Source organism: Halorubellus salinus, assembly GCF_020567525.1.
In the GTDB taxonomy this organism is placed as follows: Archaea; Halobacteriota; Halobacteria; order Halobacteriales; family Natrialbaceae; genus Halorubellus; species Halorubellus salinus.
Genome location: NZ_JAJCVI010000001.1, coordinates 1 through 13,804, shown reverse-complemented (window position 1 = coordinate 13,804; position 13,804 = coordinate 1). Strand labels below are relative to the sequence as shown.

Here is a 13,804-nt window from a genome sequence, read left to right as displayed (position 1 = left end):
GCTTCGTTGCTCGCGAGAATCATGGGCGCTGCAGGATTTGAACCCGCGGCAGCTTGGTCCGAAGCCAAGTACTCTGTCCAGGCTGAGCTAAGCGCCCTGTGTCTATCGGGAGTTGGCAGAGCGATTTAAATGATGTGGTTTCGGGGCGGAATCGGGGTGCTTTTTGGGGGGCCGTGGGTGGACTGGGGTATGTCGAGTGTCGTCGAGACGGGTCGTGGGTTGGTGGAGTTGACGCGACCGTCGAACTCGGTCGCGGCGGGCGTGTTGACGTTCCTGGGGGCGTTCGTCGCGGGTGGGGTCGCTGGGCGGCCGGTGGCGGCGAGTGCGGCGGTTGCGGCGACAGTGTTCGCGACGGGAGCGGGGATGGCGATCAACGATTACTTCGACCGGGAGATAGACGCGGTGAATCGGCCGGAGCGCGCGATTCCGCGTGGTGCGGTGAGTGCGCGTGGGGCGTTGGCGTGGAGTGCGGTGCTGTTCGTCGGTGCGGTCGTCGCCGCGGCCGTCCTCCCGGTTCTCGCTATCGGTATCGCGGTGGTGAATCTCCTGGCGTTGATCGCGTACACGGAGTGGTTCAAGGGCTTGCCGGGGGTGGGGAATCTCGTCGTCGCGTACCTCACGGGGAGTACGTTCCTGTTCGGTGGTGCGGCGGTGGAGGCGCCGCTCGCTCCCGGTGTGTTGTTCGTGCTTGCGGCGCTGTCGACGTTGAGCCGCGAGATAATCAAGGACGTCGAGGACGTGGCTGGCGATCGCGAGGAGGGATTGCGGACGCTCCCGATAGCGGCGGGTGAACGAACGGCGTTGCACGTCGCGACGGTCGCGCTGGTGGTGGCGGTCGCTGCGAGCCCGATTCCGTTCGTGCTCGGGACGTTCGGAGCTGCGTACCTCGCGCTCGTCGTTCCCGCTGACGTGGCGATGCTGTACGCGGCCTTCGAGGCGTACGAGGACGCGACGCTCGGCCAGACGCACCTGAAGTACGCGCAGTTCCTGGCGGTCGTGGCGTTCCTCGTCGGTCGGGTCGCACCGTCGGGAATCGTCCCGACGTGAGTGGGTTCCAGCGACCGACGCCACTCCTCCTGTCAGCGGGCTAAGTGACCCAATCAAAACTTCTATATGCTGGATACTGTATTCTCTTATCAACCGAAGCGCGGTGGGCGCGCCGTGGTGGGGCGACGTCTGCTGCGATAGTCATTCGCCATGTACGAACTGCCAGAAGAACTGTCGGACGCTCCCTTGCCGGCTGGGACGAACCTCCTCGTCGCTGGGCCGCCATTGACGGGTAAGCGCGACATCGCGTTCGAGATTCTGGCGACTGGGGCGCGAGCCGGGGAAGGGTCGATCGTGGTGACGACGAAGGACGACGCGGAGAAGGTCCTCGAGGACTACGCCGGGTTCGTCGGCGACGTCGAGGACGTCGACGTCGGGGTCGTGGATTGCGTGACGAAACAACGCGGGGTTGGGAACGTCCGGGAGGATCCACGCGTGAAGTATGCTTCCTCGCCGGTCGACATGACCGGGATCGGTATCAAGCTGTCCGAGTTCCTGGAGGAGTTCTATCAGGTACGCGGGCACGAGCAGAACCGCATCCTCCTGCATTCGATATCGACGTTGTTGATGTACTCGGACCTCCAGACCGTGTTCCGGTTCATGCACGTGTTCACGGGGCGCGTGCAGAGCGCGGACGCCCTTGGCGTGTACGTCATCGATTCGACGGCGCACGACGACCAGACGATGAACACGCTCAAGCAACTGTTCGACGCGGTCGTCGAGGTGACCGACGACGGCGACGGCGAGCGAACCATCGAGACCGCCGGCTTCCCGAGCACGAACTGACGTCGCAGCCGACGGGTGCAGGCCACCGGCCGACGGTCTAGGACCTTTCCCGACGGTGCAGGGGCTCGGCTGACTGGGACTGCGGGATGTGGTTCGCGGTGTGCACGACGGCGCTAGCCTTTTGCGGTCCGTGAGCGTCTGTCCAGACATGGTCGTCTCGACTGATTCGGCGTTGCGGGACGTACTGGACGTGGAGACTATCGCTGTCGTCGGCTGTTCGTCGACGCCGGGAAAGGCCGCGCACGACGTGCCGCGGTACCTGCTCGACCACGGCTACGACGTGATTCCCGTGAACCCGTACGCGGAGGAGGTGTTCGGTATCGAGGCGGTGGATTCGCTCGCTGACGTCGACCGTCGCGTCGACGTCGTGGACGTGTTCCGGCCGGGCGACGAGGCGCCCGGCATCGTGGATGCGGTCCTGGAGCGTGAGGACGTGGAGACCGTGTGGCTGCAACTCGGTATCACGAACGACGACGCCGGTCGTCGCGTCGAGGAGTCCGGGCGGAACTTCGTCCAGGACAGGTGCATCAAGGTCGAGCACTCGCGGCTCGTCGACTGACCGGGCGTCGAAGCCGCCGCGTCGCGCCGTGAGTTCGCGCCGCGGTCAGCCCTCCCACTCCTCGAAGTCGCGGTAGACGCCCTTCGAGAGGTAGCGTTCGCTGGAGTCAGCGAACACGGTGACGACGGTGTCGTGGGGGGCGTCGAGGTCGCCGGCGGCGATACGTTCCGCGATCTCACGGGCGGCGAGGCTGTTCGCGGCAGCCGAGGACGCGACGAGTTGGCCTTCCTCGGCGGCGAGGCGTTGCATCTCCTCGTGGACGACGCGGTCGTCGAACGCGAGGAGCTCGTCGACGACGTCCGGGTCGAACAGCTCGTTCGTCGCCGGGTCGTGCGTCCCGATACCTTCGATCTTGTACTCGTCTTCCTCGGGGTCCTCGCCGAAGAACGCGGAGTACATCGACCCGCGTGGTTCGACCGCGGCGACGACGACGTCGTCGTTCCGTTCGCGGAGGTACTTCGCCATCCCCATCAGGGTGCCGCCGGTCCCGCAGCCGGCGACGACCGCGCCGACCTCGCCGTCGAGGGCCTCGTGGACCTCCGGGCCGGTCGTCTCGTAGTGCGCTTCGACGTTCAGCGGGTTCTTGAACTGCTGGGGGACGACCGCGTTGTCGAGCTCCTCGGCGAGCTGGTGGGCGCGGTCGATAGCACCACCCATCCCGTCCTCGGTCGGCGTGTTGATGACTTCGGCGCCGAGCGCGCGCATGAGTTGTTGCTTCTCGAGACTGAAGCGCTCGGGGACGACGAACATCGCCTGCACGTCCAGTTGCGTCGCAGCGGTCGCGAACCCGATACCGGTGTTGCCGGCGGTCGGTTCGATGACGGTGCCACCGGGCTCGAGCGTCCCGTCGTCGAGCATCGCTTCGAGCATGTACTTCCCGATGCGGTCCTTGATGCTCGCGCCGGGATTGAACGATTCGAGTTTCGCGTACACGGGCACGTCGTCTGGCGATGCCTGCACGCGGACGAGCGGCGTCTCGCCGACGGTGTCGTTCACCGAGGCGAGGGGTTCGCGGTACGTGGTCATTAGCGTGGCAAACGTTGCCGGCTGTGTTATGTCCTTCTCATTCCGAGAGGCGACCCCGAGTCGTGCACCCGCCTCGCAGTGAGGGTTCGGGCGTTCGAGACCCGCAGTGACGGTTCAGGCATTCGAGTTCCCGTCGGTCACGGCGGTCGCGTCGTCGGTCGATCCGTCGGTCGCTTCGGTATCGCTCGCTTCGGCTGCCGTTCCGCCGTCGCTCTGGTCGTCGGCGTCCTCGATGGCGGCCTCGGCGACGACCGCTTCCACGTCGATGCCGCGGTCCTCGGCGAGCGCCTCGATGACGACGCGCTGATGCTCGACGGCGTTCTCCAGTTCCTGGACGCGTACCTGCGTGTCGTCGACGGTGTCCTCGACGCTGACGACGCGCTCGTGGACCTCCTTCAGTTTCACGTACAACTGTTCAGCTCGGTCGGCAAGCGTCTGGATCTTCTTTGCGGTCGAGCCGAGTCCCATGCGCGAGAGCAAGCGAGCCACGCAGTAGTGCCTTCCCCTTCGCGTTCGCCGCTCGCACCGCAAGCAGCCGATTCACTGCGAGCAGCCAGTTCGAGCGGGTGGCGCGATCGACCGGGTGGCGGGCGTCGGTTCGACAACGTGGTATTTAACGGGGTGGGGGGCGGAGTGCCCGGTATGGTCGAGGTGGAAACGCCGGCGACGGTCGGCGTCGTGTCGGCGGCCGCGTACGCGGCCGGTATGCTCGTTCCGTACGTCGCGGGTGGCGTCCCCGGGAGTGCCGTCCAGACGTACTACACGGAGTTCGGGATCGTCGGCCCGCCGTACATCGCGGTGCTCGCGCTCGTCGCACTCATCGTCCTCGCGGCCGGCCGACAGGGTCGGACCGCGCCGGATATCGCCGCGGGCGTCGCACTCGTCGTCGGATTCATGGTCGTGCTCCTGACGGCGATGTGGGCGTTCGGCGGGGTCGCCGAGCTCGTCGGGAGTCTCTCGACGGCAGCGTGGCTCGCGTACCACCGATGGGTGCTGCTCGTCGCCGCGGTCGGCATCCTCGTCGGGGCACTCTGGTTCGCTGACGCAATCGGCGTCCTCCGTCCGAAACCCGAGCCAGCGTCCTGAGGCCTTCTGTTCGCGGGCGTCGACCGCATCGCCGACGTCGACGCCGGCACCGAGTTCTCGGAGTGAGTCGAAAGGCACTTACCGGCGAGGCGGTTACCTTGGAGTGGACTAGGTCGGGCAGTTAGGCCCTGCTCGCTACCCCCGGTATGGTCTTCAGGGGGGACTGAACCCTGGGCGCGTGCGGACAGACCCGAGCGGGCCCCGGGAGCTGACATAGAAGCCTCGTCCGTCGGGGATGGCGGTCGTCGGGCGTCGTCCGCAGGGACGGCGTTCCCGACGTTAGTCGGTGGTAATGGGTCAGGCACGGAAGTGAGCAGCCCACCGCCGGACAGCGATCGCTCGACGGGTCGCGGGGTGGAGGAGGCAACCGGGACCCCCCGTTCGGGAACGCCGTGCAATCCCAGGCGTCCACATTCATACCGATTCTACGACTCGCGAGCGGAAGCGACGCGCACGTCGAACCCACCGGAGGTGCATTGGATTCCGAAGTGAACGGCCCCGTGAGCTTTCGCGGCCGAAGGCGTTTCAGTGCTTGGTGCGTTCGTGTCGGTATGCGCGACCTGGACGACATCGACATGCAGATCCTCGAGTTGCTCGCCGACGATGCACGTCGTGCGTACAGCGACATCGGTGACGTCGTCGGACGGTCGGGGCCAGCGGTCTCGGAGCGCGTCCGAAAGCTGGAGGAGGCGGGCGTCCTCCGTGGGTTCACGGTGGACGTCGACCGCTCTCAGCTCCGCGAAGGCGTTCCGGTGCTCGTCGACGTCGCGGTGGCTGCCGGGCGTCGCGAGCCCGTCCGGGACGCGTTCCGGGCGGCCGACGCCGTCGAACACGTGTTCACGACCGCGAGCGGGGACGTCGTCGTGCAGGCGTCGCTCCCGAGTACGGACGCGTACCGCTGGGTGGAGGACGTGCTCGACCCGGACGACTTCGAGTCCGTCGACGTGACGTTGCTCGCGGACGTCGAGTGGCGTCAATCCGTGGGCGCGACGGACTTCGCGGTGTCGTGCGCGGAGTGCGGGAACACCGTCACGAGCGAAGGGACGAGTGCGACGCTCGGCGACGACAGCTACCGGTTCTGCTGTGAATCCTGCGAGCGCGCGTTCGTCGACCGCTACGAGGAACTCAGTGACGGGCGTTGACTTTGGGTTCCTAAGTTCGAGGGCCTGCTGACGAACGGACTGGAAGAACAAACTGGTTGAAAGAGGAGGCCGTACTAGACCACATGACAGAACGAACGGTCCACGTCGACGTCACGGGGATGTCCTGCGCGAACTGCGCGGACACCGTCGCGTCGGCCGTCGAGGGCGTCGACGGCGTCGTCGACGCGTCAGTGAACTTCGCGACCGACGGCGGGAGCGTGACCTACGACGACGACGAGACGACGCTCGCGGCCATCTTCGACGCCATCGAGGACGCGGGCTACACGCCGATCACCGACACCGTCACCGTCGCCGTCACGGACATGTCGTGTTCGAACTGCGCGGACACCATCCACGACCGCCTCCTCGAGGTGCCGGGCGTGGTCGACGCGAGCGTGAACTACGCGACCGACGAGGCGACCGTCGAGTACGCGCCCGACGCAGTCGACCGGCCGACGCTCTACGACGCCATCGAGGACGCCGGGTACTCGCCGGTCCGCGACGACGACCGAGGCGGCGACGCTGGGAGCGAGGACGACGAACGCGCCGGCGAATCCCGTCGCGGCGAACGCGAGGAGTCCGCCGCGGACGTCGCGCGCCGCGAGGAGATAGAACGCCAGAAGCGCCTCACGATATTCGGCGCGGTACTCTCCCTCCCGCTGCTCGGGATGCTCACCGCGCACCTGTTCGCGCCCGACCTCCTCCCGGAGACGATTCCCGGCCTCGGCATCCGGTTCGAGTGGCTCGGATTCGCGCTCGCGACGCCCATCCAGTACGCGCTCGGAAAAGAGTTCTACGAGAACTCCTGGACCGCGGTCGTGAAGAACCGCACCGCGAACATGGACGTCCTCATCGCGCTCGGGTCCTCGACCGCGTACCTCTACTCGGTCGCCCGCCTGCTCGGGTTCCCCGGCGCTGGATTCTACTTCGACACCGCCGCGCTCATCCTCGTGTTCATCACGCTCGGGAACTACCTCGAAGCGCGCTCGAAGGGCCAGGCCGGCGACGCGCTCCGCGAGCTCCTCGAGATGGAGGCCGACACCGCCATCCTCGTCGACGACGACGGGAGCGAACGCGAGGTCCCCGTCGAGGACATCTCCGTCGGCGACCGCATGAAGGTCAAGCCCGGCGAGCAGATTCCCACGGACGGCGTGGTCGTCGACGGCCAGAGCGCGGTCGACGAGTCCATGGTCACGGGCGAATCCGTCCCCGTCTCGAAGGAACCCGGCGACGACGTCGTCGGCTCCACCATCAACGAGAACGGCGTCCTCGTCGTCGAAGCGACGAAGGTCGGGAAGGACACCGCCATCCAGCAGATCGTCCAGACTGTCAAGGACGCCCAGTCCCGCCAGCCCGACATCCAGAACGTCGCCGACCGCATCAGCGCGTACTTCGTCCCCGCCGTCATCGTCAACGCCCTGTTCTGGGCGGTCGTCTGGGGGCTCGCCCCGCAGTTCCTGACGGACCTCGTCGGCGGCCTCCTCCCGTGGGGGCTCGTCGGCGGCGGGCCCGTCGCCGGCGCCGGCGGCGCGGGTGGCGTCGGCGTCCTCGAGTTCGCCGTCGTCGTGTTCGCGTCCGCAGTCCTCATCGCGTGCCCCTGTGCACTCGGGCTCGCCACGCCCGCAGCGACGATGGTCGGCACCAGCATCGGCGCGCGCAACGGCGTCCTCTTCAAGGGCGGTGACATCCTCGAACGCGTCAAGGACACCGACGCGGTCGTCTTCGACAAGACCGGGACGCTCACCAAGGGCGAGATGACGCTCACCGACGTCGTCGCGCTCGACGACGCGAGTGCGCGCGCTGACGGTGGGGACGCCGCCGCCGACGGCGGAACGGTCGCCGCGACGGACGACGCGGCGTTCGACGAGGACGCGGTCCTTCGACTCGCGGCGAGCGCCGAGTCCGCGAGCAGTCACCCGCTCGCCGACGCCATCGTCGACGGCGCCCGCGAGCGCGGACTCGACGTCACGGACCCCGAGGACTTCGAGAACGTCGCCGGGAAGGGCGTGCGTGCGACCGTCGACGACCACGACGTCCTCGTCGGGAACCCCGCGCTCCTCCGCGAGCACGACGTCGACCCCACGCCGGGCGACGACGCCCGCGAGGGACTGGAAGCCGACGGGAAGACCGCGATGCTCGTCGCCGTCGACGGCCGCGTCCGCGGCGTGCTCGCCGACGCCGACACCGTCAAACCCACCGCCAGGGACGCCGTCGCCGCGCTCCGCGAGCGCGGCCTCGACGTCCACATGATAACGGGCGATAACGAACGCACCGCGCGCGCCGTCGCCGACGACCTCGGTATCGACCCCGCGCTCGTCCGCGCGGGCGTCCTCCCCGACGAGAAGGCCGACGCCGTCGACGCCATCCAGGACGACGGCACGCGCGCGATGATGGTCGGCGACGGCGTCAACGACGCCCCCGCGCTCGCCACCGCGTTCGTCGGCGTCGCCATCGGCAGCGGGACCGACGTCGCCATCGAAGCCGCCGACGTCACCCTCATGCGCGACGACCCCATGGACGTCCTGAAGGCCATCCGCGTCAGCGAAGGGAGCCTCGCGAAGATCAAGCAGAACCTGTTCTGGGCGCTCGGGTACAACACCGCCATGATACCGCTCGCGTCGCTCGGGTTCCTCCAGCCCGTGCTCGCCGCCGGCGCCATGGCGCTGTCCTCGGTGAGCGTCCTCGCGAACAGCCTCCTGTTCCGGCGGTACGACCCCGACACCGACTACGAACTCCTCGGACGCCTCCGCCCCTGACACCATGAACCGGAATACCGCCATCGCGCTCGGCGTCGCCGCGCTCGCGCTCGTCGTCATGTTCGCAACCCCCATTCTCGCGATCATGCTCGGGCTCGGCGGCATGGGCGGAGGCGGGTGGTGGATGCCGATGGACGGCCCGACGTGGGGGAGCGGGATGCACGACAACACTCGCGGCGGCCTCCCCGGATGGTTCGCGCTCGTCGGCCTCCTCTCACAGCTCGCGTTCGTCGCGCTCCTCGCCGCCGGCGCGTACCTCCTCTACCGCGTCATCGCCAGCGACGACGGCGACCGCGCGCTCGAGGAACTGCGCGCCGCGTACGCCCGCGGGGACATCGACGACGGCGAGTACGAACGCCGCAAGGACCGCCTCCAGGAGGACTGACCGCACGACCCGGACCTCACGCCGCGGCCCAGCCGTCTAGCACGAACCTGGTTCTCTCGCGGCCTGCGACGCCCACAGATGCCAGTCGAAGCACTGCTCGGGGACGTCCTCGCGAACCGGACGCCGCTGTACGCGTCGGTCGTCCTCGTCGTCGCATCACTCGTCGCCCTCCCCTGCGACGTCCGCGCGAACGCGTCACGCCGAGCTAGCCGGCGTCGCGTACCGGAGAAAGACCGCTCGCAGCCCGGTCAGTCGTCGGCCGGCGTCACCACTTCCTCGGAGACGTCGAGCGTCCCCGACAGCTCGCGGTTCGGATACGGGATGTCGATGCCCGCGTCGTCGAACCGCTCCTTGACCGCCTGCACGTACTCGCCGCGCGTCTTCACGAAGTCCGAACGCGACGGGTCCGCGATCCACACGCGGGACTTCAGACCGACCGACGAATCACCGAGCTCCGTGAGGCGAACCGACGGCTCCGGGTCCGCGAGGATGTCCTCGTGCGCTCGGGCCTCCTCGAGGATGATGTCCGTCGCCTCGTCGATGTCGTCACCGTACCCGATACCGAACAGGAACTGCAGCCGGAGCTTGTCCTTCGCCACCGGGTTCTTGATGACGCCGTCCGTCAACTGCGAGTTCGGCACCGTCAGGAGCTCGTTGTCGAACGTCCGGACGCGGGAGACGCGCAGACTGATGTCCTCGACGACCCCCGAGTTGCCGTCCCACTCGATCCAGTCACCGATGCGGAACGGCTTGTCCGTGAAGATGAAGATACCCGCGACGAAGTTCGCGATGACGTCCTGCATCGCGAACCCGATCGCGAGCGTCGCCGCCGCACCGATCGTCGCCAGCGCCGTCAGGATGTTCCCGAACCCCGCGAACGCGAACGCCACGCCGAGCGCCGCGAAGTACACCGCGAAGTTCACGAGCTTCTTCAACGGCACCTTCGCGTGCCGGTCGAGGCCACGACGGTCGAGCAAACGGTCGACGAGCGGAAGCACGATGACGCGCCCGACGACGATCACCGCGACGAACGCCACCACGAACAGTATCCCATCCGCGACCGTCTCCGCGTACGCCTCCGGGATACCGAGGTCGTTCATCGTCTTCGCCAACCCCGACAGCCCAGCCTGCAGCGGAATCACCGATACAGCACCCCCGTGTTCCCACGGGTCTCGAAGAGCTCCGCGTTCGTCAACTCAGCGAGCTCCTCCGCGAGCTCCTCCGTCGACGTCCCACCTCGCGCCGCTCGCAGGAACTTCACCTTCACGAGATCGCGAGCCGCCAACTGGTCCGAGAGCTCGTCGACCACGGACTCGATACCTGCCTTCCCGACCCACACCGTCACGTCCAGGTCGTGGGCCTCCTTCCGCATCTCCTCGTCGTTCATAGTCGTCTCGAACCGTAAACGCGGGTGCGGCTTAAACCCTTAGCCGAATCAGTAGCCGGAACTTACCCGCGACCAGCGCGAGCGCACTCACTCACGGCAGGACCGTCACTCGCCGTACGGATACCGGGCCTGCGACCCGCAGTCACACGTCACCACCACGTGCCCCGACCGCGTGCGAACGCGAGCGTTCCGGCCCGGTCGGAGGAACGCGTCGCAGTCGTCGCAGGTGAACCGCCGGAAGTCCCGCGGGAGCGACAGCCGCTGGCGTTCAGCGAGCCGGCGCGCCAACCGCACGTACTCGCGAGCGCGCTCTGCCTCCCCCGCGACCGTCGCCTCCCGCGCCAGCACGTGCAACCGCTCGATCCGCTCCGCAGCGACGTTCATACCACCAGTACCGTACTCACCCGGGTAAACGTTCTTCCTCGCACTCGCCCAGGCCACGCACACGCCCGCCCAGGAGACTCCCACCCCACGAGTGCGTCGTCGCGTGCCCACACGAGCAACGCAATCCGGAAAGACTACACGCGACCACCGACCAGCGACCACAAACGAATGCGCGTCCTCAATCACCTCGAACTCGAATCCCAACTCCATCGGTCGGGCATGGGTACCGCCGCCGCCCAGCAACGGAAGTCCCTCGCACGTGCCGACGCCGACGTCGACGTCGTCACGAGCCCGTGGCGGGACGGCAACCCGCTCGACGCCGCGTTCGCGAACCTCGCCTTCGAGGAGTCGTTCTTCGAGGAGTACGACGTCGCACACCTCAACATGGCCGGGCCCGTCAGTCTCGCGCTCGCCCGCCACGCGAAAGCGAACGACGTCCCGCTCGTTCTCCACACGCACGTCACCGCCGAAGACTTCCGGGACAGCTTCCGATTCTCGAACGCCGTCGCCCCCGCGCTCAAAGCCTACCTCAAGCGCTTCTACTCGCAGGCCGACCTCGTCCTCTGCCCGAGCGAGTACACCAAAGGCATCCTCGAATCCTACCCCGTCGACGCCCCCATCGAACCCATAACGAACGGCATCGACGTCGACAGCCTCGACGGCCACGAACGCTTCCGCGAACCCACCCGCGACGAGTACGACCTCGACGACACCGTCGTCTTCGCCGTCGGGAACGTCTTCGAACGGAAAGGCCTCACCACGTTCTGCGAACTCGCGCAAGCCACCGACCACGACTTCGCGTGGTTCGGGCACTACGACGACGGCCCACAGGCGAGCAAGACCACCCGCAAGTGGACCGAGAACCCACCCGAGAACGTCACGTTCACCGGTTGGGTCGACGACAAACGGATGGCGTTCGGCGCCGGCGACGTCTTCTGCTTCCCCGCGAAGGTCGAGAACCAGGGACTCGTCGTCCTCGAAGCGATGAGCTGCGGGAAAGCCTGCGTCCTCCGGGACATCCCCGTCTTCCGCGAGTACTTCACCGACGGCGAAGACGCCATCCTCTGCTCGGAGTTCGACGAGTTCGTCGACGCCGTCGACCGCCTCGCCGACGACCCCGACCTCCGCGAGCGCCTCGGCGAGAACGCCAGGGAGACCGTCGAAGAGCACTCGCTCGACCACGTCGGGAACCGCCTCGTCGACGCGTACCGGCGCGTCATCGACGACTGAAGCGCCGCCACGCGTCGACTCGCTGACTATCGAAGCCACTAAGCCACCGAACATACTTTCGCCAACAATGACACGGGTCGCCGCCTTCACCGACACCTACCATCCGACGGTGAACGGCGTCACGTACACCATCGACGCCTGGTGCAACCACTGGAACGACCACCACGGTCGCATGGACGTCGTCTACCCCGGGACCGACGAGTACACGCCCGGCGCACGCGAACACCCCGTTCGGTCGCTGCCGTTCCCGTTCTACGACGGCGTGCGCGTCGGCGCACCGCGCGTCCCCAAGACCGTCCCACGCGCCGACGTCGTCCACGCCCACACCGCGTTCGGCCTCGGCCTCGCCGCGCGCCGATACGCCCGCAAACACGACCTCCCGCTCGTCGCCTCCTACCACACTCCGACCGCCGAATACGCCGAATACATCTCCTCCTACGACAGCGTCCTCGCAGGCATCTCCACCGCGAGCGAAACCTACGAGCACTGGTACTACGAGCACGTCGACCTCGTCATCACCCCGAGCGAACCGACGAAACGCCACCTCGTCGACGACCTCGACGTCACCACGCCCGTCCACGTCGTCTCCAACGGCATCGACACCGAGCGATTCCAGCCCGCCGGCGCCGAGGCCGACGCCTTCCGCGACCGCTTCGACCTCGACGGCACACTCGTCGGGTACACCGGCCGCCACGGCTACGAGAAACGCCTCGAGGACGTCATCGGCGCCACCGACGGCATGGACGACGTCACCGTCGTCTTCGGCGGCGACGGCCCCGCCCGCGACGACCTCGAAACCCGCGCCCAGCGCGCCGACGTCGACGTCCGCTTCCTCGGCTTCCTCGACCGCGACGACATGCCCGCATTCTACACCGCACTCGACGCGTTCGCGTTCCCCTCCCCCGTCGAGACGCAGGGACTCGTCGCGCTCGAAGCGAACGCCTGCGGCACCCCAGTCGCCGGCGTCGACGCCGGGGCACTCGCCGACACCATCGACCACGGCGAGACCGGCTACCACTACGAACCAGGCGACGTCGACGGCTTCCAGACCGCCATCGAACGCACACTCGACGACCACGACCGCCTCGCAGCGAACTGCCTCGACCGCCGAGACACCTTCAGCATCGAACACGCCGTCACCGAACTCCGCACCCACTACGACACCATCACGTAGCCCCCGCCGACAGCTAGCCGGTCACGCGGAACTGTCCAGGTGCGAACGACAACCCCACCGCGAGTCCCTCACAGAGCGCAAGCACACCCACGACCAACGCACACGTCGACACGACCACGAGCGCGCCGCTCACACCACCATCCCCACCGAGACCTACGAACACCACCGAGAACCCCACCACCGCACCAGCTCCAGACACCACCACCAGTCCAGCGTACCACCGCGGTACCACCAACAACGCCACCCCCAACACCAACACGGACAACGACATCCTTCCCCACGACACACACCCCCACAGTAATAGCGCTGCCGCTACATGTGAACGAACCAGAAAGAACGCGACCGCAGCCCGCGACTCAGTCGTCCTCGAGCGCGTCCGCGATCCGCTTCAGCGCACGCGTCTGATCACGCAGCTCATCACGCATCTGGCGGACTTCCCGCACCAGCTCCTCGTTCCCCGAATCCTCCTGCGCACCAGGCCCACCGCCCATCCCACCAGGCCCAGCGCCACCGGGACCACCACCCATCATCCCACCCATCATCTGCGCGAACGGATTCCCACCGCCACCCATCCCACCAGGCCCGCCAGGCCCACCAGGACCACCTTCACCACCCATCATCTCCTCCATCCGCTCCCGTCGCTCCTCGTCACCCTCCTCCTCACGACGCTCACGAATCTCCTCGACTCGCTCGCGGAACGACTTCTCCTCAGAATCCTCACTCGCCGCCTCGTCACCGTTCTCAGAGTTCTCGTCTGCCATACCCCACACTCCGCACTCCCCGCCGAAAAGGGTTTTCGTCCCCACCCACCCACAACCACGAACCACCCCCAACCACCAGCA

General features: G+C 67.4%; 16 protein-coding genes, 1 tRNA gene and 1 other RNA gene. 10 read left to right on the top strand and 8 right to left on the bottom strand.

The window, feature by feature from the left end; genetic code table 11:
* Positions 1-22 precede the first annotated feature (22 nt).
* Positions 23-97 (bottom strand) — tRNA-Arg (locus LI336_RS00090).
* A 92-nt stretch (positions 98-189) separates the two neighbouring features.
* Here LI336_RS00090 and LI336_RS00085 point away from each other — a divergent pair.
* The 3 genes from LI336_RS00085 to LI336_RS00075 all read left to right on the top strand — a co-directional run bounded on the left by LI336_RS00085 (position 190) and on the right by LI336_RS00075 (position 2,392).
* Complete coding sequence (locus tag LI336_RS00085; RefSeq protein ID WP_227130584.1) at positions 190-1,047, top strand: geranylgeranylglycerol-phosphate geranylgeranyltransferase; 858 nt, start codon at positions 190-192, stop codon at positions 1,045-1,047.
* A gap of 150 nt (positions 1,048-1,197) precedes the next feature.
* Positions 1,198-1,833, top strand: coding sequence for an RAD55 family ATPase (locus tag LI336_RS00080; protein ID WP_227130583.1), 636 nt, complete (start codon positions 1,198-1,200; stop codon positions 1,831-1,833).
* A 148-nt stretch (positions 1,834-1,981) separates the two neighbouring features.
* Entirely contained in the window at positions 1,982-2,392 is a 411-nt protein-coding gene (locus LI336_RS00075; RefSeq protein ID WP_227130582.1) for a CoA-binding protein, read from the top strand.
* A gap of 45 nt (positions 2,393-2,437) precedes the next feature.
* On the opposite strand, the gene LI336_RS00070 is transcribed toward LI336_RS00075, so the two are convergent.
* Together LI336_RS00070 and LI336_RS00065 are read right to left on the bottom strand one after the other, a co-directional pair.
* Positions 2,438-3,418 (bottom strand): PLP-dependent cysteine synthase family protein, encoded by a 981-nt coding sequence (locus LI336_RS00070; RefSeq protein ID WP_227130581.1) that lies wholly within the window; start codon positions 3,416-3,418, stop codon positions 2,438-2,440.
* 114 nt (positions 3,419-3,532) lie between these two features.
* Entirely contained in the window at positions 3,533-3,886 is a 354-nt protein-coding gene (locus LI336_RS00065; protein WP_227130580.1) for a DUF5798 family protein, read from the bottom strand.
* 174 nt (positions 3,887-4,060) lie between these two features.
* Here LI336_RS00065 and LI336_RS00060 point away from each other — a divergent pair, with 174 nt between their 5' ends.
* The 5 genes from LI336_RS00060 to LI336_RS00040 all read left to right on the top strand — a co-directional run bounded on the left by LI336_RS00060 (position 4,061) and on the right by LI336_RS00040 (position 8,787).
* Positions 4,061-4,504, top strand: a complete 444-nt coding sequence (locus tag LI336_RS00060) for a DUF7548 family protein (RefSeq protein ID WP_227130579.1) — start codon at positions 4,061-4,063, stop codon at positions 4,502-4,504.
* 101 nt (positions 4,505-4,605) lie between these two features.
* Positions 4,606-4,918, top strand: an RNA gene (gene ffs / locus LI336_RS00055) — signal recognition particle sRNA.
* 137 nt (positions 4,919-5,055) lie between these two features.
* Positions 5,056-5,646: an AsnC family transcriptional regulator gene (locus LI336_RS00050; RefSeq protein ID WP_227130578.1), complete on the top strand. Its 591-nt coding sequence runs from the start codon at positions 5,056-5,058 to the stop codon at positions 5,644-5,646.
* Positions 5,647-5,729: 83 nt separating this feature from the next.
* A complete protein-coding gene (locus LI336_RS00045) occupies positions 5,730-8,402 on the top strand; it encodes a heavy metal translocating P-type ATPase (RefSeq protein WP_227130577.1) in 2,673 nt (890 codons plus the stop codon).
* Between the two features lie 4 nt (positions 8,403-8,406).
* Positions 8,407-8,787: an SHOCT domain-containing protein gene (locus tag LI336_RS00040; protein ID WP_227130576.1), complete on the top strand. Its 381-nt coding sequence runs from the start codon at positions 8,407-8,409 to the stop codon at positions 8,785-8,787.
* 248 nt (positions 8,788-9,035) lie between these two features.
* Here LI336_RS00040 and LI336_RS00035 read toward each other — a convergent pair whose 3' ends face one another.
* The 3 genes from LI336_RS00035 to LI336_RS00025 all read right to left on the bottom strand — a co-directional run bounded on the left by LI336_RS00035 (position 9,036) and on the right by LI336_RS00025 (position 10,558).
* A complete protein-coding gene (locus LI336_RS00035) occupies positions 9,036-9,887 on the bottom strand; it encodes a mechanosensitive ion channel family protein (RefSeq protein ID WP_227131420.1) in 852 nt (283 codons plus the stop codon).
* Between the two features lie 38 nt (positions 9,888-9,925).
* On the bottom strand, positions 9,926-10,174 hold the full coding sequence (locus LI336_RS00030; RefSeq protein WP_227130575.1) for a YhbY family RNA-binding protein: 249 nt from the start codon (positions 10,172-10,174) through the stop codon (positions 9,926-9,928).
* Between the two features lie 105 nt (positions 10,175-10,279).
* Positions 10,280-10,558 carry a ribonuclease P protein component 4 gene (locus tag LI336_RS00025; protein ID WP_227130574.1) on the bottom strand — a complete coding sequence of 93 codons (279 nt, stop codon included), beginning with the start codon at positions 10,556-10,558 and terminating at the stop codon, positions 10,280-10,282.
* Positions 10,559-10,726: 168 nt separating this feature from the next.
* Between LI336_RS00025 and LI336_RS00020 the strand changes: the two genes are divergently transcribed.
* On the top strand, positions 10,727-11,788 hold the full coding sequence (locus LI336_RS00020; protein WP_227130573.1) for a glycosyltransferase family 4 protein: 1,062 nt from the start codon (positions 10,727-10,729) through the stop codon (positions 11,786-11,788).
* 67 nt (positions 11,789-11,855) lie between these two features.
* The gene (locus LI336_RS00015) at positions 11,856-12,962 is read left to right on the top strand and encodes a glycosyltransferase (protein WP_227130572.1); all 1,107 of its coding nucleotides are present in this window, start codon (positions 11,856-11,858) and stop codon (positions 12,960-12,962) included.
* A 13-nt stretch (positions 12,963-12,975) separates the two neighbouring features.
* Here the strand turns inward: LI336_RS00015 and LI336_RS00010 are convergent, their stop codons facing one another.
* Positions 12,976-13,233, bottom strand: coding sequence for a hypothetical protein (locus LI336_RS00010; RefSeq protein WP_227130571.1), 258 nt, complete (start codon positions 13,231-13,233; stop codon positions 12,976-12,978).
* An 85-nt stretch (positions 13,234-13,318) separates the two neighbouring features.
* Positions 13,319-13,723, bottom strand: coding sequence for a hypothetical protein (locus LI336_RS00005; RefSeq protein WP_227130570.1), 405 nt, complete (start codon positions 13,721-13,723; stop codon positions 13,319-13,321).
* Positions 13,724-13,804 lie beyond the last annotated feature (81 nt).